Raw genomic sequence first — 14,839 nt, 5'->3', positions numbered from 1 at the left:
GGACCGCAATCATCCATGGCGGGAACTGACCGGACTCAGGAAAGCATCACGGAAGCCGGCCCGGGCGGTGCGCCCGCGGTGATTCTGGTCGATCCGCAGTTGGGCCAGAACATCGGCATGGTGGCGCGCGCCATGCTGAACTGTGGCCTGACGGAGTTGCGCCTGGTGCGGCCGCGCGATGGCTGGCCGAATGAGCGCGCGGACACCGCAGCCTCCGGCGCCCTTGAAGTCATTGAAGGCGTCCGGCTGTTCGATACGACCGAGGCGGCGATTGCCGACCTGCAGTGGGTCTATGCCACCACGGCGCGGCCGCGGGGCATGGTGAAGCCGGTGGTGACCCCGGCCCAGGCGGCGGTCGAACTGCGCGAAGCCGCGGCGGCGGGCCGAAAGGCGGGTCTGCTCTTCGGGCCGGAGCGATCCGGTCTCGTCAACGACGACATCGTGCTTGCCGATGCCGTCCTCAGCGTGCCGCTGAACCCCGCCTTCTCCTCCCTGAACCTGGCCCAGGCGGTGTTGCTGGTGGGCCATGCCTGGTTCATGGCGGCCGACGACACCGCGCCGCGCAAGCTGGAACTCGGCGCCGGCCAGCCGGCCAGCAAGGCGGAGCTGGTGAACTTCTTCAATCGCCTCGAAGCCGCGCTGGATGAAACCAAGTTTCTCAATCCGCCGGAGAAGCGTCCGAACATGGTGCGCAACCTGCGCAACCTCTTTCACCGCATCGCCCCCACCGAGGCGGAGGTGAACACCCTGCACGGCATCGTCTCCGCCCTGCGCGGCAAGTTCGGCCAGGACCGTTAGCCCTGAACCTTCACCTTGGACCCTGGCGCTGGACTGGGGCCATGGTTTAAACTCCGGCGCTCTTGTCGGGTTCGCTGTGCTTTCGCTCATGATCCGTCATCGATCAAATAAGAACAGAGTTGGAGGAAGAGGCTATGGCGAAGACGGCATTGGTGACGGGTGCGGGATCGGGTATCGGCCGGGCAGCGGCCCTGGCGCTACATAAGGCGGGCTTCAAGGTCGCGCTCTGCGGACGGCGTGAGGAGGCGCTGAAGGAAACCGATGCCGAAGGCGGCGGTGGTATGGCGGTGCTGCCCTGCGATGTCACCGACCCGGCGGCGGTGGAAGCGCTCTATGGCAAGATCGAGAGCGACCTTGGCCGGCTCGATGTGGTCTTCAATAACGCCGGCACCAACGTGCCCGCCACCAGCTTCGGCGACCTGACGCCCGAACAGTGGCTGAAAGTGATCGGCGTCAATCTGAACGGCGCCTTCCTCTGCGCCCATGGGGCCTTCAAACTGATGCAGCGCCAGTCGCCCCAGGGCGGGCGGATCATCAACAACGGATCGATCTCGGCTCATGTGCCGCGGCCCGGCTCCGCGCCCTATACGGCGTCCAAGCACGCCATCACCGGCCTGACGCGCAGCATCTCGCTGGATGGGCGGCCCTTCAACATCGCCTGCGGCCAGATCGATATCGGCAACGCGGCCTCGCATATGACAGCCGCCATGTCCGCCGGTGTACCCCAGGCCGACGGCACCATGAAGCCGGAGCCGGTCATGGATGTGGCCCATGTCGCCGATGCGGTTGTGTCCATGGCCGGCCTGCCGCTTGAGGCCAATGTGCAGTTCATGACGATCATGGCAACCAACATGCCCTTCATCGGGCGCGGCTAGCGAGTCCTCGCGACGCCGGTCTATTCGGCGGCGAGGAAGGAACCCAGAACCTCGATCTCGCCGCCGTCGCCGACCTTCAACACAAAGACTTCGCCGGAGCGCGGAAAGACGCCGATCAGGGCGGTGATGTTCACCTGATGGGTGACCAGGATCGCTGTTTGATCTTCCGGCATTGCCGCCAGGAGGTCGCGGGTGACTGCCGTCTGGGCCGCGGCAGTGCTGCGGTCGGCGAAGAAGGAACTCAGGGCCGGTTCCTCCGTCACCGTTCCAAGGCCGAGCAAGCGGGCGGTTTCTGCGCAACGACACCACTGGCTGGTCAGCACCTGATCGACCGCAATGTCTGCTGTTTGAAAGGCCGCGCCGATGGCGCGAGCCTGATCCCGGCCGCGGTCGTTCAGGTTGCGCTGGGTCGTACAGTCGCCGAGGGCGAAGTCGGCCGGATCGCCGGTACCGGGGGCAAGGGCGTGTCGCATGATCGCATGGGTCCGCGGTTCGTCGAGGCGCTGCAGCACCGTGGGGTCCTCTGCCGCGGCGGCGACGGAGATCCAGCCCAGCGGAACCAAGACGCTGATCACAATGGCGAGTAGTGCGGCACGCATGGCGGCTCCCAGTCTTTGCTGTTGGGCTAAAACCTAGTCGCCGCCGGCCCGCTGGCAAGGGCACCGGGCTGGCAAGGGCCTCAGTCGTCGCGCGGCGGGCGTTGGCGCAGCTTCTTGATGCTGCCACGCTGGGTCTTGGTATCGACCCGGCGCTGTTTGGCGGCGCGCGATGGCCGGGTCGGGCGCCGCGGCTCGGGCCGCTGCGCGGCTTCCTGCAGCAAGGCGACAAGGCGCTCTACGGCGTCTTCGCGGTTGCGCTCCTGGCTGCGGAAGCGGGCGGCCGTCAGCACCAGGACGCCGTCCTTGGTGAGGCGCTTTCCGGCCAGCCGCTCAGCACGCAGGCGCACCGCCTCCGGCAGGGAGGGTGAATGCCTGATGTCGAAGCGCAACTGAACGGCGGTGGAGACCTTGTTGACGTTCTGGCCGCCGGGGCCGGAAGCACGCACGAAGGTTTCCTCGATTTCCTCGGGGTCCAGGCTGATCCGTTCGGTAATTTCGATCATGGCGACCGCGACTTGCCGTTGGCGGCCAGAGCGTGCGCGACCAGGGTCAGGACCACAACGCCGCCGCCGATCAGCGACCAGTCGCCGGGATACTCCTCGATTGCCAGCCAGACCCAGAGCGGCCCCAGCACGGTCTCCAACAATAGGATCAGGGCAACCTCTGCGGCCGGCAGACTGCGCGGGCCGAGCGTGATCAAGGCGAAAGACAGCGGCAGGACCACAAGGCCCATCAGCAGCAGATAGCCGAAGCGCGGACCCGGCGGCACGATGGCCGTGAAGTCTGCGAAAGGCAGGGCCAGCACCGCCACCATGATACCGCCGATCGCCATGGAGGGAATCATGTTCACCGCCTTGGAATGGCGCAGGATGGTGAAGTTGCCGGCCAGGCAGAAGGCGACGGCCAGCGCAAAGAGGTTGCCCCAGAACTGGCCGGCACCTAGGTCGTTCCAGGCCAGGATGGCGATCCCGGCCAGGGCGCCGAAGATCGCCGCCCAGGTGCGTCCGGCAATGCTCTCGCCCAGGAAAATCCGGCTCATCAGGGCGGCGCAGAGTGGCGCAGCGGCGATGATAACCAGGGTGTTGGCGACCGAGGTGGCATGCAGGGCGAGGATGAAGAAAAAGGTGCTGCCGGTGAAGAACCCGGCGGCCAGCAGGCCCCGACGGCCGACGGCGTGAAAGCTCTCCCAGGTCCGGCCCCGATAGAGGATGAAAAGGATGGCGGTGGTGCCCAGGGCCTGGAGCAGTCCCCGCCAGACCAGCAGGGAGAAGGGGTCCAGGTCGACGAGGCGCACCAGCAGGGTATCCGGGGTCAGGATGAGCACGCCCAGGGTGGTCAGCAGCAAGCCCCGGGGGCGGGACGCCGCCGGACCCGTCCCCGGGCTAGAACTATGGCTGTTTTTGGGGCTTTTTCCCGTGGCGATAGGGGGAGAAGACAGGGTCATAAGGGGTCCGGAACTTCACAGTCCTGAAGGTTTGACATTTCGGTGGCGGTTCGTATAGTCCGCGCTTCTTTCCGGGAATGTGGGCGGGCAAAGACCCCAACCCCGTTCAGGACTACTACTTAGGCGATTTTCGCCGGTCTTGAAACTACCGGAACAACAACAGCCGACCTCGAAGCGAGGCGGCATTAAACAAGGAAAGGAGCCGCTCGGCCATGTCCAAGCGCATTGCTTCGAAGTACAAGATCAACCGCCGCCTCGGGGTCAACCTCTGGGGCCGCCCCAAAAGCCCCGTCAACAAGCGTGAATACGGCCCCGGCCAGCATGGCCAGCGGCGCCGCAAGCCGACGGATTTCGGCATTCAGCTGGCGGCCAAGCAGAAGCTCAAGGGCTACTACGGCAACATCGGCGAGAAGCAGTTCCGCCGCTACTATCAAGAGGCTTCACGGCGCCGCGGCGATACGGGTGAGAACCTGGTCGGCCTGCTGGAGCGCCGCCTGGACGCGGTGATCTACCGCTCCAAATTCGTCCCCACGGTTTTTGCCGCCCGCCAGTTCGTCAACCACGGCCACATCACCGTGAACGGCAAGCGCGTCAACATCCCTTCCTACAACGTGAAGGACGGCGATATCGTGCAGGTCAAGTCCAAGAGCCGCGAGCTGCCGCTGGTGCTGGAAGGCGTCGAGTCGGTCGAGCGCGATCTGCCGGACTACATCGAGGTCGATCACAACCAGATGAAGGCGATCTTCGTGCGCGCGCCCAAGCTGGCTGACGTGCCCTATCCGGTCTCCATGGAACCGAATCTGGTCATCGAGTTCTACTCGCGTTAATTCTGGGAGACGCAGCCCCGCGGGGTTGCCAAGAACGAAGCCGCTCAGCAGTCTGCTGAGCGGCTTTTTTCATGAGAAAGGATGGCGCCGATGGCAAAACTGATGGTGACCGCCGGGCCTGTATCGATGGTGATCGAGACCCGCGATACACCGACGGCGGCGGCGATCCTTGCGGCTTTGCCGATCCACTCCACGGCGCGCACCTGGGGCGAGGAGGTCTATTTCGACACCCCCGTCAGCGTGGCGCGGGAAGCGGACGCCAAGGCGGTGGTGAAGGCGGGGGAGATCGCCTTCTGGACCGACGGCGATGCCATCGCCATCGGCTTCGGGCGTACGCCGATTTCCCAGGGCGACGAGATCCGTCTGGCCTCACCCACCAACATCTGGGCCGACGCCCTGGACGACGTGCGAACGCTGGCCGCTGTACGCGACGGCGAGTCCGTGACCGTAGTAGCGCTGTCTGAAGAACCGAAAAGGGACCGCCGGCGATGACGCGCGGCCGCCCCTTTTTCAGCCATGTTCTGCTGGTCCACGGACCGCCTGGCGAAGGTCAGGCATTGGGATCGGTGCAGAAGCTTGAGTAGACGTTGTTGTTTTCGTTGCTCTCGGCCACCTTGTTGGGGTGGTCGATGCGCATGGTGAAGTCCACCTTGCCGTTCTTCCAGGCATTCGCCGGAATGTTGGCCTGATAAACGTAGGTGCCGTTCAGGTTGTTCATCGGCATGGTCTGGGCCACGCGCCCGCTGCCGGGGAACTCGAACACCACCCGGACCGGCCCGGCGGCCTTGGTCCCCTGATTGCGCACTTTGATCTGAACGAACTCCGACTTCGTGTCGCCGGTGAACAGCGGCGCGCAGAAAAAGGCGCCGGGCGTTCCCTCCAGGCCAAGGGGAAAACCAAAGGTGCCGTAGAGGTCCACATAGGGTGCGGGTTTATAGTCATCGGCGGCGCCGGCGCCCGGCAGATCTGTCGGCTTGCGCGTCGGCGGTTGCTGCTTTGCGGGGCCTGCCTTCAGTTGGGCTGACTGGGCCGTCATTCCTGCGGCAGCCTGAGAACCCCCTGCGAATTCCGGGGCGCTGAAAGTCAGGGCAGTAACTGCCGTGGCCGAGGCCAGAATCAGGTTCTTAATCATAAGGGCTTACTCCATGAGGCTCGATACGGTTCGCTCTGGTAGTCGAAAGCCCTGTGACGAAGGTTCATCCGCCTCTATTGAAATTCAAGAAATCCCTATAATATATTGAAAAATATATAAAAAATCCCCATCTTAAATCGGTGGGTGAGGGCGCGGCGGTCCCGGTGGGTGCACTGAAATGAAGAAGCATCCGCCCTGGGGCAGGCCGATAAGGATCCCTGGATCGAAGGCTGCCCAGGCGCCGGCGGATTTCAGTTGCCGGACGAAGCCGGGCCGGTCGGACTGAGTGAGCCAGAGGCGTCCGCCGAGCAGGCTGCGCACAGCGCGTCCCTCGGCCGCGGCGATGTTCAGCAAGTTGCCGTCCTCGGGAAGCTGCAAGGGAAAGACCGCCAGCACCAAGCCGGTTTCATCGTCTTCCAGGGCTGCCTGAGGCAGGGCGAGCGCCATGGCGGCCAGCCAGAGGCCGAGGAACAACAGCAGCACTTTCAATGCGATGCCGTGTGTCCCTTTCATCATGATGTGGCCCGTCAGCCGGTCGCCGCCGGGCGGGCGATGCTCTGCTCGCGGATCGGCCAGTGGATGGCGGCGGCGAAAAGCCCGAGCGCCACGCTGACCCACCAGACCATATCGTAGGAGCCGGTCACGTCGAAGAAGTAGCCGCCCATCCAGACCCCCAGGAAGGCGCCGATCTGGTGGCTGAAGAAGACGATGCCGAACAGCATGGCCATGTGCTGGGTACCGAAGAACTGGGCCACCAGGCCGGAGGTCAGCGGCACCGTGGAAAGCCACAGCAGGCCGATGGCGAGCGAGAAGGCGAGCACGCTGATCTCGCTGATCGGCAGGGTGATGAAAATGGTAATGACGACTGAGCGGGCGAGGTAGAGCCCGGAGAGCAGGTACTTCTTGCTGAAGCGCCCGCCCAGAACGCCCGACATGTAGGCGCCGATGATGTTGCCACCGCCGACCAGGGCCAGGGCCCAGGCGGCGAGCCCGGCCTGCAGGCCCATGTCGGTGATATAGGCCGGCAGATGGACCTGGATGAAGGCGACGTGGAAACCGCAGACGAAGAAACCGGCGATCAGATAGTTGTAGCTGGGGTGGCGGAAAGCTTCGCCCAGGGCCACGCCGATCGACTGTGGCATCTGGTACTTCGTCGTCGGTCGGCCGGTCAGGGCGGCGGCGCAGGGCACCATCAAGAGGGCGATGAAGCCGAAGATGGTCAGCGCCATGGACCAGCCGTAGGCGCTGAGGAAGCTCTGGCCGAGGGGCACCATGAGGAACTGGCCGGCGGAGCCGGCCGCCGTGCCGATGCCCAGCGCCCAGGAGCGCCTCTCCTCCGAAACCAGGCGCGTGAAGGCGGCCAGTACGATGGCGAAGGAAGCACCGGCCACCCCGAGCCCGACCAGGATGCCGGCGGAGAGGGTGAGCATTCCAGGCGTCGAGGCATTGGCCATGATGAACAGGCCGGCGGCATAGACCAGAGCACCAATGGTCAGCACCCGGCCGGAGCCGTGGCGGTCGGCAAAGGCGCCGGCGACCGGTTGCGCCAGACCCCAGAGCAGGTTCTGCAGGGCAATGGCGATGGCAAAAACTTCGCGCCCCCAGCCGAACTCGCTGGACATCGGCGCCAGGAACAGCCCGAAGCTGGCCCTTATCCCGAAAGAAAGCAGGGCCAGCAGGCAGCCGGCGGCGATCACAAACAGGGTCGCGCGCCAGAACGGCAGAGGCTGTGGGGCTGGGCTGGAAACCGTCATCGACTGGCCGCTCTTTGCTTGGGGTGAAGGTCCCCAAAGTCTAGGGACTGCCGGAAAAAGGCGCAAACCTGCAGGCTCGCAGGGGGGCATGTTCTCAAGGCATGGCTGTATCGGAGGAATCCGGCGGCGGCCCGTGACCGATCCCCCGATTTCTGCCAGGCCTTGGTGAGATCGTGGCAGTCGGGTGCTTCACGACCAAGTGAAGGGGTTCAGGCCGTTGGGCCTTCGCCGGTCATCGCATCGCGCTATATGCTGGTCCAAAGCCTGGATGAAAAAGGAGCGGTGCAATGATTGGATGGGCGAGGGCGGTTTTGGTCATGGCGGCGGTGCTGATGGCGGCAACCCCGGCGGCGGCACAGCAGTCCGAGGTGAAACGGTCGATCACCCAGGTCGCCGGCGATCTCTATCGTTTCCAGAACAATTTTCACTTTTCGGTCTTTCTGGTGACCGAAGAAGGGGTGATCGCCACCGATCCCATCGATGCCGAAGCGGCGGCCTGGCTGCAGGCTGAAGTCATGGAACGCTTCAATCAGCCGATCCGCTACGTGGTCTACAGCCACGATCACCGCGACCACATTGCCGGCGGCGAGGTTTTCAAGGAGGCTGGGGCCGTCGTGGTCGCGCATGAAAACGCCAAGCAGACCATCATCGGCGAGCAGCGCCCGACGGCGGTGCCTGATATCACCTTTGACGAGCGCATGACTCTCACCCTCGGCGGCCACACCGTGGAACTGATCTCCGTCGGGCCCAGCCATTCAAACAACATGATCGTGGCGCACTTCCCGGTCGAACGGGCGGTCTTTGCCGTCGACTTCATCTCGGTGAAGCGGCTGCCCTTCCGCACGCTTTCGGATGCCTACTTCCCGGGCTGGATGGAGGCGATCCGGCGCGTCGAGGCGATCGACTTCGATATCCTGCTGCCCGGCCACGGCGCGGTGGGGACCAAGGCAGACGCCGCCGATCACCGCGGCTACCTGGAAGCGCTCTACGCCGAAGTCCTGGCGGCGGCACGGGCCGGCAAGTCGGTGGAAGAGATGAAGGCCTCCATCACCCTCGACGCCTATAAGGACTGGGGTCAGTACGACAAGTGGCGCGTCGAGAACATCGAAGGCATGGCGGCCAACATCGCCCTGCACCGCCGCGGCAACTGATCGGCACCAGACGGCCGTTGCCGAAATTGACGGGCTGCGCGAGGACGTTCCGGCGCATTACTACTCATTGGGGATTTTGTGCCTGCGGGCTTTTCCTGTGATTGCAGTCGGCATCCTTTGCCTGCTACCTTCGCCCTGATGCTGATGTTTTGATTAATGCATGATCAAAGCGATTCAAGCAAGGCAACGCAGACTCTCTTGCGGTGGCAGGACAGGATTCTGGAATGCAGCTTACCCGTCGCAGCGTGCTTTCCTTGTCGGCAGCCGTTCTGGCGGGTTGCGCCTCCGTCCCTTTCACGGCGATGCCGTCCGCCGCGCCGCCGGGCCAGCATCGGCATCCCGCGATCAGCCCCTTCCACCCCTCGACGCCACATCACCACACTTATCTTGCCATGCAACGTTCGGCGCCCAAGGTGGAGGCGCGGCTGCAGCGCTGGGTGGATCTTGTCCGGCGCGAGGCCACGACGCTGGATCGTTCGGATCATCCGGTGCTGGTTCGCTGGCGCCGGGAACTTTCGAGCCTGGCCAGGGTCCATGACGAGCGCCTGGCGGTGGCGGCCAACCAGATGGTCAACGGCGACGTGCGCTACATTTCGGATTGGCTGCACGGCCATACCCGCGACCGCTGGTATGGGCCCGTCGAGACCTTGGAAGAGGGCGGCGACTGTGAGGACTACGCGTTGCTCAAGGGCTACGTTCTCTATACCCGGGGGTGGCCGCTTGAACGTCTGCACCTGGTGGCCGGCATCCTGCTGTCGGGTGAAGCCCATATGATGCTTGGTGTCGACTATGGCCCCGACCGCCGGGTGCTTTTGGACAATCTGACACCACGCATTCATGCTAGGCCGTTCGGCGGTTGGACGCCGAAATACCAGATCGGCCCTCATCAGAAGACCCTGGTCTACATCAAAACATCATAAGACGGCGGACGGAGTAAGGGCCGCCCCGGTGTGCTGGAGCGGCCCTCATGTAGAATATGAACTTGGGATCAGGCCGCCGGTTTGACTTCGACCCCGTTGGTCTGGAGAAACTCGGCCAGTTCGCCGGTCTGGAACATCTCGCGGATGATGTCGCAGCCGCCGACGAACTCCCCCTTCACATAAAGCTGGGGGATGGTCGGCCAGTTGCTGAAGTCCTTGACGCCCTGGCGGATGCCCGGGTCCTGCAGGACGTCCACGCCTTTGAACTTCACATTCAGATGCGACAGGATCTGCACCACGGCGGCGGAAAAGCCGCACTGCGGAAACACGGGCGTGCCTTTCATGAACAGCACGACCTGGCTGTTGTCGATCTCCTGCTTGATCCTCGTGGCTACGGTTTCATCCATAACCTTCACTCCTTTCGCGATTGCGATTTAGCGCCGCTGGGGCTGCTCGTTTTCATCGATCTGCCGGCGGTCAGGCCTCCGTCGGGGTCGAGGTCTGCAGCGCCAGTGCGTGTAATTCGTTACCCATTCGCCCCTGCAGGGCCTCGTAAACCATCTGATGCTGCTGCACCCTGGACTTTCCCTGGAAGGCTGCCGAGACGACATAGGCGGCATAGTGATCGCCATCGCCGCGAAGATCCTCGATGCGGACCTCGGCGTCCGGCATTGCCGTTTTTATCATGCCCTCGATTTCCGCCGGGTTCATCGGCATGCTCTCGATCCTTCCCACATCCCTTATTATCGGGCCTTTTAATTTTCTTTGCGAAACAGGGCTTTAGCCTTGTCCCTTCATGTAGTCGCCCAACCAATTGTCATGGGCTTCGCGCAGCTCTGCAAGGGATATGGCTTCACCCTCTGCCAGGATCAACCGATCTCCGCCGCTGCGCCCCAGAAGCCGGGCCGCTACGCCAGCCTCCGCGGCTGCCGCCAGAACTGCTTCGGCATCGCTGCTGGTGACAAGATAGCGCGCCTGGTCTTCCCCGAACAACCATGCGGTCAGTGGGGTGTTCTCCGGCAAGGCCCCGGAGATGTCGGCGCCGCAATCGCCGGCCAGGGCCATTTCCGCCAGGGCCACGGCCAGCCCACCGTCGGAGAGGTCGTGGCAGGCGCTCACGCCGCCCTGGTGGATCTGCGCGCGCACGAAGTCGCCGTTGCGCCGTTCGTCGGCCAGATCGACCGGCGGCGGGGCGCCGTCGCGGCGATCTTCTATGTCGCGTAGGTAGATCGAGGCGCCCAGATGCCCGAGGGTTTCGCCGATCAGAACGATGGCCTGGTCCGGGCCGGGCAGGGCCGCCCCGATCAGGCAGTCCAGATCGTCGATCAGCCCGACGCCGCCGATCACCGGGGTCGGCAGGATGGCCTGTCCGTTGGTCTCGTTGTAGAGCGAGACGTTGCCGGAAACCACCGGATAGCTCAGCGCGTCGCAGGCTGCCTTCATGCCGGCGATGCAGCCGACGAACTGGCCCATGATTTCCGGGCGCTCCGGGTTGCCAAAGTTCATGTTGTCGGTAACCGCCAGCGGCCGGGCGCCGACCGCCGTCAGATTGCGCCAGCTTTCCGCCACCGCCTGGGCGCCGCCGCGCTCCGGCCCGGCCTCGCAATAGCGCGGCGTACAGTCGCTGGCCATGGCAAGGCCGCGGTTGGAGCCGTGGATGCGCACCACAGCGGCATCGCCGCCGGGCCGGGCGACCGTGTCGGCCATGACCGTATGGTCGTACTGTTCCCAGACCCAGCGTTTTGAACAAAGATCGGGTGTCGCCATCAGACGGGTGAGGGCTTCGGCGGCAGCGGTTGCGGTCGTCAGGCTTGCCGGGTCGATGTCGCCGCGGGGCGGTGTCGGCTGCCAGGGCCGGTCGTATTCCGGCGAAGCCTCGGCCAGCGGGTCGATGGGCAGGTCGCCAACCACTTGCCCATGCATTTTCAGGACCATGCGGCCGCTGTCGGTCAGGTGACCGATAACGGCGAAATCGAGATCCCATTTCTGGAAGATGCCGCGCGCCAGACCTTCCTTGCCGGGCTGCAGCACGATCAGCATGCGCTCCTGGCTTTCCGAGAGCATCATCTCATAGGGCGTCATGCCGTCTTCGCGGCAGGGCACCTTGTCGAGCTCAAGCTCGACGCCGGAGCCGCCCTTTGAGGCCATCTCAAAAGACGAAGAGGTGAGGCCGGCGGCGCCCATATCCTGGATCGCAACGATGGCGTCGGTCGCCATCAGCTCCAGACAGGCTTCGATCAGCAGCTTTTCCGTGAAGGGATCGCCGACCTGCACCGTGGGACGCTTCTCCTCTGAATCCTCGTCGAACTCCGCCGAGGCCATGGTGGCCCCGTGGATGCCGTCGCGCCCGGTCTTGGAGCCGACGTAGACCACCGGTTTGCCGACGCCGGCGGCAGCGGAATAAAAGATCCGGTCGGCTGGGGCGATGCCCACGGTCATCGCGTTGACCAGGATATTGCCGTTGTAGGAGGGATCGAAGTTTATCTCGCCGCCCACGGTGGGCACGCCGACACAGTTGCCGTAGCCGCCGATGCCCGCCACCACCCCGGCCACAAGATGGCGTGTCTTGGGGTGTTCCGGCGCGCCGAAGCGCAGGGCATTCAGATTGGCCACCGGCCTTGCGCCCATGGTGAAGACGTCACGCAGGATGCCGCCGACCCCGGTCGCCGCGCCCTGATAGGGTTCGATGAAAGAGGGGTGATTGTGGCTCTCCATCTTGAAGATGGCGGCCAGCCCCTCACCGATGTCGATGACGCCGGCGTTCTCGCCCGGCCCCTTTATCACCTGCGGACCCTTGGTGGGCAGGGTCTTCAGCCACTTTTTGGAGGACTTGTAGGAACAGTGCTCCGACCACATGACCGAGAAGATGCCCAGTTCCAGCAGATTGGGGGCGCGGCCCATGATGTCGAGCACCAGCTCGTACTCGGCATCGCTCAGGCCGTGCTCGCGCACCACCTCCGGCGTCACCGGGCGTTCGCTGGCCATGGCTGTAGTCACGACAGCGCCTCCACCAGGCCGTCGAAGATCGGCCGCCCGTCGTTGCCGCCCAGCTTGGGGTCGGCCAGACGCTCCGGGTGGGGCATCAGGCCCAGCACTGTCTTGGCTTCATTGTAGACCCCGGCGATGTTGCGCTGTGAGCCGTTGGGGTTGGCCTGCGGTGTGACGGTCCCGTCCGCGTCGCAATAGCGGAAAGCGATCTGGCCTCGATCCTCCAGGGCCGACAGGGTGTCTTCGTCGGCGAAGTAGTTGCCGTCGTGATGGGCCACGGGAATGCGGATCGCCTCGCCCTGTTCGTATCTGCTGGTGAAGACGCTTTGGCTGGTTTCAACCTTGATGCCCACATCGCGGCAGACGAAGCGCAGATCGGCGTTGCGCATCAGAACGCCGGGCAGCAGGCCGGTTTCCGTCAACATCTGAAAGCCGTTGCAGATGCCGAGCACTGCGACGCCCTTGGCGGCGCGGGCGACCACCTCTTTCATGACCGGGGAGTTGGCGGCCATGGCGCCGCAGCGCAGATAGTCGCCGTAAGAAAAACCGCCCGGCAGTACGATGAGGTCGACGGCATCGAAGTCGGTTTCCTTGTGCCAGACCATCAGCGGTTCGCGACCCATGGATTGCCGGAGGGCAACCTGCACATCGCGATCGCAGTTCGATCCTGGAAAGACGATGACCGCTGCTTTCATGCACGCTCTCCCTGCAGAATCCGGCCTTTGGTCCGTATGGCCATGGGCAATCCGCGCCCTACCACGTCGGCCAGCTGCGCCGGAAGGTTTCGGGGTAGTCTTTCACCAGCCCGTCGCCGTCGACCTGAAGGTCGGCGGCAAAGCCGGAGTCGAGATTCTCATACCGGAAAGCCCCGCCGAGCGGCCCCAGCGGCTCCAGGCAGGTATAGCGCTGGCGCACCAGGGTCGGCTCCAGGCCGGGGAGCGGCAGGTAGATTGCCTTGATCTCCGCCGACTGCCCGGTCGCCAGATTGAGGCGGCGGATCGGAACGGTGTTGCTGAAGGGGCTGGCTTCGATGTCGACATCGCGGCAGCCGTCGAACTGCGGCGCCGGGCGTTCCATGAACTGCCAGTGACCTTCGCCGTCGCCTTCCAGGACCACGCGCCTCGGCCGCTCTTCTTCCGCGTTGGCCAAAGCCACCATCACCCGGCGGGTGTTCCACAGGGCATCGGTATGAAAGCCGAAGCGGATGCGCACATGTTCGTCGCGCAGGGGACGCAGGATCAGGCCGAAGGCGGCGATGCGGTCGCCATGATCGGTCATGTGCAGGTGTTCGACCCCCGGGCCCGTCCAGGGTGTCCAGTAGATATCGCGCACCGTATTGCCTGAGGCGGCGGTTTCGCTCGGTTTGCTTTCGGCGGAACTCACGGGCGCAGCTTCAGCCGTCCAGCTCAATGGCGTAGTTCTCGATCACGGTGTTGGCCAGAAGCTTTTGGCACATGGCCTCGACATCGGCGCGAGCCTTTGCCGGATCGCTCTCCTGCAGCGAGAACTCTATGACCTTGCCCTGGCGGACCTCTTCGACACCGCCGAAGCCGAGGGCGCCGAGAGCCTGTTCGATGGCCTTGCCCTGGGGATCGAGGACGCCGTTTTTCAGGGTAACATGAACGCGGGCCTTCATGGGCACATCGCTCCGACTCGCGGGGGGTGGAAAGTTGGCCGGAACTTAGCTCTCCCGGGCCCTCGTGACAAGCCGCAGTGACAAGCCGCAGCGGCGCCAAATCGGCTTCTGTTTCGAGCGCTATTCCGGATTGATGGTTGTGATCTTCGTACCCTCGACCGTCACGCCGGCCATAAGGCCTTTCTGATCGAAGAAGAAGACGTAGATGTTGCCGCGCCCTGAGGTCGTGGTCAGCGAAGCCCCAGCGCCCTTGTCGACCAGTACCACGTTGGGGGCGGTGCCGATTTCCCAACCGTCGCTGTTGTCCAGGAACTTCAGGCCGTCATCGTTGAGGAAGAAAATCGCGTATCCGAAGGTCTGCAGGCCCGCCTGCAGGCCGAAAGAAGCCGAGGCGGTGCTGTAATACCCGGCGACGTCGTCACTCTTAAAAAGGGCGCCCTCGCCGTACTGGCCGCCGACGATCAGGCCGCCCTTTACGATCTTCGGAAACACCAGAATGCCGGATGCATCGTCCGCCAGCCGCTTCGCCGCCTCCGATTGCTGGAGCAGCAGCGCCAGCGCCTCACGCGAGTGCTGCTCGATGGTTGCCGCCTTTTCCGCCCTGGCCGGGGCGCCCTGAAAAGCCAGGACGATCATGGCTGCCATAAGGACGGTGAACATGGCTGGGAAGGGCAAGCGCATCATTGTCTCCTCCGAATCCGACAGGCTCTGTGCC

General features: G+C 64.3%; 19 protein-coding genes. 6 read left to right on the top strand and 13 right to left on the bottom strand.

Annotated features, from left to right (window positions below; all coding sequences use genetic code 11):
* Nucleotides 1-15 precede the first annotated feature (15 nt).
* Both HBA54_RS13575 and HBA54_RS13570 read left to right on the top strand, forming a co-directional pair.
* Complete coding sequence (locus HBA54_RS13575) at nucleotides 16-798, top strand: RNA methyltransferase (RefSeq protein WP_167225401.1); 783 nt, start codon at nucleotides 16-18, stop codon at nucleotides 796-798.
* A 134-nt stretch (nucleotides 799-932) separates the two neighbouring features.
* Nucleotides 933-1,673, top strand: coding sequence for an SDR family oxidoreductase (locus HBA54_RS13570; RefSeq protein ID WP_167225399.1), 741 nt, complete (start codon nucleotides 933-935; stop codon nucleotides 1,671-1,673).
* A gap of 20 nt (nucleotides 1,674-1,693) precedes the next feature.
* On the opposite strand, the gene HBA54_RS13565 is transcribed toward HBA54_RS13570, so the two are convergent.
* The 3 genes from HBA54_RS13565 to HBA54_RS13555 form a co-directional block, all read right to left on the bottom strand.
* The gene (locus HBA54_RS13565; RefSeq protein ID WP_167225397.1) at nucleotides 1,694-2,272 is read right to left on the bottom strand and encodes a histidine phosphatase family protein; all 579 of its coding nucleotides are present in this window, start codon (nucleotides 2,270-2,272) and stop codon (nucleotides 1,694-1,696) included.
* Nucleotides 2,273-2,352: 80 nt separating this feature from the next.
* Nucleotides 2,353-2,775, bottom strand: coding sequence for an alternative ribosome rescue aminoacyl-tRNA hydrolase ArfB (arfB, locus tag HBA54_RS13560; RefSeq protein ID WP_167225394.1), 423 nt, complete (start codon nucleotides 2,773-2,775; stop codon nucleotides 2,353-2,355).
* Nucleotides 2,772-3,617, bottom strand: a complete 846-nt coding sequence (locus tag HBA54_RS13555; protein ID WP_167225392.1) for a DMT family transporter — start codon at nucleotides 3,615-3,617, stop codon at nucleotides 2,772-2,774. Before HBA54_RS13555 ends, arfB begins: the two co-directional genes overlap by 4 nt.
* A 311-nt stretch (nucleotides 3,618-3,928) precedes the next feature.
* Between HBA54_RS13555 and rpsD the strand changes: the two genes are divergently transcribed.
* Together rpsD and HBA54_RS13545 are read left to right on the top strand one after the other, a co-directional pair.
* Nucleotides 3,929-4,543, top strand: coding sequence for a 30S ribosomal protein S4 (gene rpsD, locus HBA54_RS13550; RefSeq protein WP_167225390.1), 615 nt, complete (start codon nucleotides 3,929-3,931; stop codon nucleotides 4,541-4,543).
* 90 nt (nucleotides 4,544-4,633) lie between these two features.
* Nucleotides 4,634-5,035, top strand: coding sequence for a cyclophilin-like fold protein (locus HBA54_RS13545; protein WP_167225388.1), 402 nt, complete (start codon nucleotides 4,634-4,636; stop codon nucleotides 5,033-5,035).
* A 58-nt stretch (nucleotides 5,036-5,093) separates the two neighbouring features.
* On the opposite strand, the gene HBA54_RS13540 is transcribed toward HBA54_RS13545, so the two are convergent.
* The 3 genes from HBA54_RS13540 to HBA54_RS13530 all read right to left on the bottom strand — a co-directional run bounded on the left by HBA54_RS13540 (nucleotide 5,094) and on the right by HBA54_RS13530 (nucleotide 7,429).
* Nucleotides 5,094-5,675 carry a CARDB domain-containing protein gene (locus tag HBA54_RS13540; protein WP_167225386.1) on the bottom strand — a complete coding sequence of 194 codons (582 nt, stop codon included), beginning with the start codon at nucleotides 5,673-5,675 and terminating at the stop codon, nucleotides 5,094-5,096.
* A 132-nt stretch (nucleotides 5,676-5,807) separates the two neighbouring features.
* Nucleotides 5,808-6,191, bottom strand: a complete 384-nt coding sequence (locus tag HBA54_RS13535) for a hypothetical protein (RefSeq protein ID WP_167225384.1) — start codon at nucleotides 6,189-6,191, stop codon at nucleotides 5,808-5,810.
* A gap of 11 nt (nucleotides 6,192-6,202) precedes the next feature.
* Nucleotides 6,203-7,429: an MFS transporter gene (locus tag HBA54_RS13530; protein ID WP_167225382.1), complete on the bottom strand. Its 1,227-nt coding sequence runs from the start codon at nucleotides 7,427-7,429 to the stop codon at nucleotides 6,203-6,205.
* 287 nt (nucleotides 7,430-7,716) lie between these two features.
* On the opposite strand from HBA54_RS13530, the gene HBA54_RS13525 reads away from it, so the two are divergent.
* Nucleotides 7,717-8,580, top strand: a complete 864-nt coding sequence (locus HBA54_RS13525) for an MBL fold metallo-hydrolase (RefSeq protein ID WP_167225380.1) — start codon at nucleotides 7,717-7,719, stop codon at nucleotides 8,578-8,580.
* A gap of 224 nt (nucleotides 8,581-8,804) precedes the next feature.
* Nucleotides 8,805-9,500 (top strand): transglutaminase-like cysteine peptidase, encoded by a 696-nt coding sequence (locus tag HBA54_RS13520; protein WP_167225378.1) that lies wholly within the window; start codon nucleotides 8,805-8,807, stop codon nucleotides 9,498-9,500.
* A 68-nt stretch (nucleotides 9,501-9,568) separates the two neighbouring features.
* On the opposite strand, the gene grxD is transcribed toward HBA54_RS13520, so the two are convergent.
* From grxD to HBA54_RS13485, 7 genes are all read right to left on the bottom strand, one after another.
* On the bottom strand, nucleotides 9,569-9,907 hold the full coding sequence (gene grxD / locus HBA54_RS13515) for a Grx4 family monothiol glutaredoxin (protein WP_167225376.1): 339 nt from the start codon (nucleotides 9,905-9,907) through the stop codon (nucleotides 9,569-9,571).
* Between the two features lie 70 nt (nucleotides 9,908-9,977).
* On the bottom strand, nucleotides 9,978-10,217 hold the full coding sequence (locus tag HBA54_RS13510; protein ID WP_167225374.1) for a BolA family protein: 240 nt from the start codon (nucleotides 10,215-10,217) through the stop codon (nucleotides 9,978-9,980).
* A 63-nt stretch (nucleotides 10,218-10,280) separates the two neighbouring features.
* The gene (gene purL / locus HBA54_RS13505) at nucleotides 10,281-12,485 is read right to left on the bottom strand and encodes a phosphoribosylformylglycinamidine synthase subunit PurL (RefSeq protein ID WP_167225486.1); all 2,205 of its coding nucleotides are present in this window, start codon (nucleotides 12,483-12,485) and stop codon (nucleotides 10,281-10,283) included.
* A gap of 8 nt (nucleotides 12,486-12,493) precedes the next feature.
* A complete protein-coding gene (gene purQ / locus HBA54_RS13500) occupies nucleotides 12,494-13,183 on the bottom strand; it encodes a phosphoribosylformylglycinamidine synthase subunit PurQ (protein WP_167225372.1) in 690 nt (229 codons plus the stop codon).
* A 58-nt stretch (nucleotides 13,184-13,241) separates the two neighbouring features.
* Entirely contained in the window at nucleotides 13,242-13,871 is a 630-nt protein-coding gene (locus tag HBA54_RS13495; RefSeq protein WP_167225370.1) for a putative glycolipid-binding domain-containing protein, read from the bottom strand.
* A gap of 10 nt (nucleotides 13,872-13,881) precedes the next feature.
* Complete coding sequence (purS, locus tag HBA54_RS13490) at nucleotides 13,882-14,124, bottom strand: phosphoribosylformylglycinamidine synthase subunit PurS (RefSeq protein ID WP_167225368.1); 243 nt, start codon at nucleotides 14,122-14,124, stop codon at nucleotides 13,882-13,884.
* A gap of 120 nt (nucleotides 14,125-14,244) precedes the next feature.
* Nucleotides 14,245-14,808, bottom strand: a complete 564-nt coding sequence (locus tag HBA54_RS13485) for a lipid-binding SYLF domain-containing protein (RefSeq protein ID WP_167225366.1) — start codon at nucleotides 14,806-14,808, stop codon at nucleotides 14,245-14,247.
* Nucleotides 14,809-14,839: the final 31 nt, after the last annotated feature.

The sequence above is a fragment of the Pelagibius litoralis genome, assembly GCF_011683915.1.
In the GTDB taxonomy this organism is placed as follows: domain Bacteria; phylum Pseudomonadota; class Alphaproteobacteria; order Kiloniellales; family Kiloniellaceae; genus Pelagibius; species Pelagibius litoralis.
This window is presented reverse-complemented; position numbering and strand designations above follow the sequence as displayed.

Coding starts and splice junctions, on each gene's coding strand:
- HBA54_RS13530 (WP_167225382.1), bottom strand. CDS start 7,429: ATGACGGTTTCCAGCCCAGCCCCACAGCCTCTGCCGTTCTGGCGCGCG.
- HBA54_RS13540 (WP_167225386.1), bottom strand. CDS start 5,675: ATGATTAAGAACCTGATTCTGGCCTCGGCCACGGCAGTTACTGCCCTG.
- HBA54_RS13510 (WP_167225374.1), bottom strand. CDS start 10,217: ATGCCGATGAACCCGGCGGAAATCGAGGGCATGATAAAAACGGCAATG.
- HBA54_RS13485 (WP_167225366.1), bottom strand. CDS start 14,808: ATGATGCGCTTGCCCTTCCCAGCCATGTTCACCGTCCTTATGGCAGCC.
- grxD (WP_167225376.1), bottom strand. CDS start 9,907: ATGGATGAAACCGTAGCCACGAGGATCAAGCAGGAGATCGACAACAGC.
- HBA54_RS13570 (WP_167225399.1), top strand. CDS start 933: ATGGCGAAGACGGCATTGGTGACGGGTGCGGGATCGGGTATCGGCCGG.
- arfB (WP_167225394.1), bottom strand. CDS start 2,775: ATGATCGAAATTACCGAACGGATCAGCCTGGACCCCGAGGAAATCGAG.
- HBA54_RS13520 (WP_167225378.1), top strand. CDS start 8,805: ATGCAGCTTACCCGTCGCAGCGTGCTTTCCTTGTCGGCAGCCGTTCTG.
- HBA54_RS13545 (WP_167225388.1), top strand. CDS start 4,634: ATGGCAAAACTGATGGTGACCGCCGGGCCTGTATCGATGGTGATCGAG.
- HBA54_RS13565 (WP_167225397.1), bottom strand. CDS start 2,272: ATGCGTGCCGCACTACTCGCCATTGTGATCAGCGTCTTGGTTCCGCTG.
- purL (WP_167225486.1), bottom strand. CDS start 12,485: ATGGCCAGCGAACGCCCGGTGACGCCGGAGGTGGTGCGCGAGCACGGC.
- purQ (WP_167225372.1), bottom strand. CDS start 13,183: ATGAAAGCAGCGGTCATCGTCTTTCCAGGATCGAACTGCGATCGCGAT.
- HBA54_RS13575 (WP_167225401.1), top strand. CDS start 16: ATGGCGGGAACTGACCGGACTCAGGAAAGCATCACGGAAGCCGGCCCG.
- HBA54_RS13525 (WP_167225380.1), top strand. CDS start 7,717: ATGATTGGATGGGCGAGGGCGGTTTTGGTCATGGCGGCGGTGCTGATG.
- HBA54_RS13535 (WP_167225384.1), bottom strand. CDS start 6,191: ATGATGAAAGGGACACACGGCATCGCATTGAAAGTGCTGCTGTTGTTC.
- rpsD (WP_167225390.1), top strand. CDS start 3,929: ATGTCCAAGCGCATTGCTTCGAAGTACAAGATCAACCGCCGCCTCGGG.
- purS (WP_167225368.1), bottom strand. CDS start 14,124: ATGAAGGCCCGCGTTCATGTTACCCTGAAAAACGGCGTCCTCGATCCC.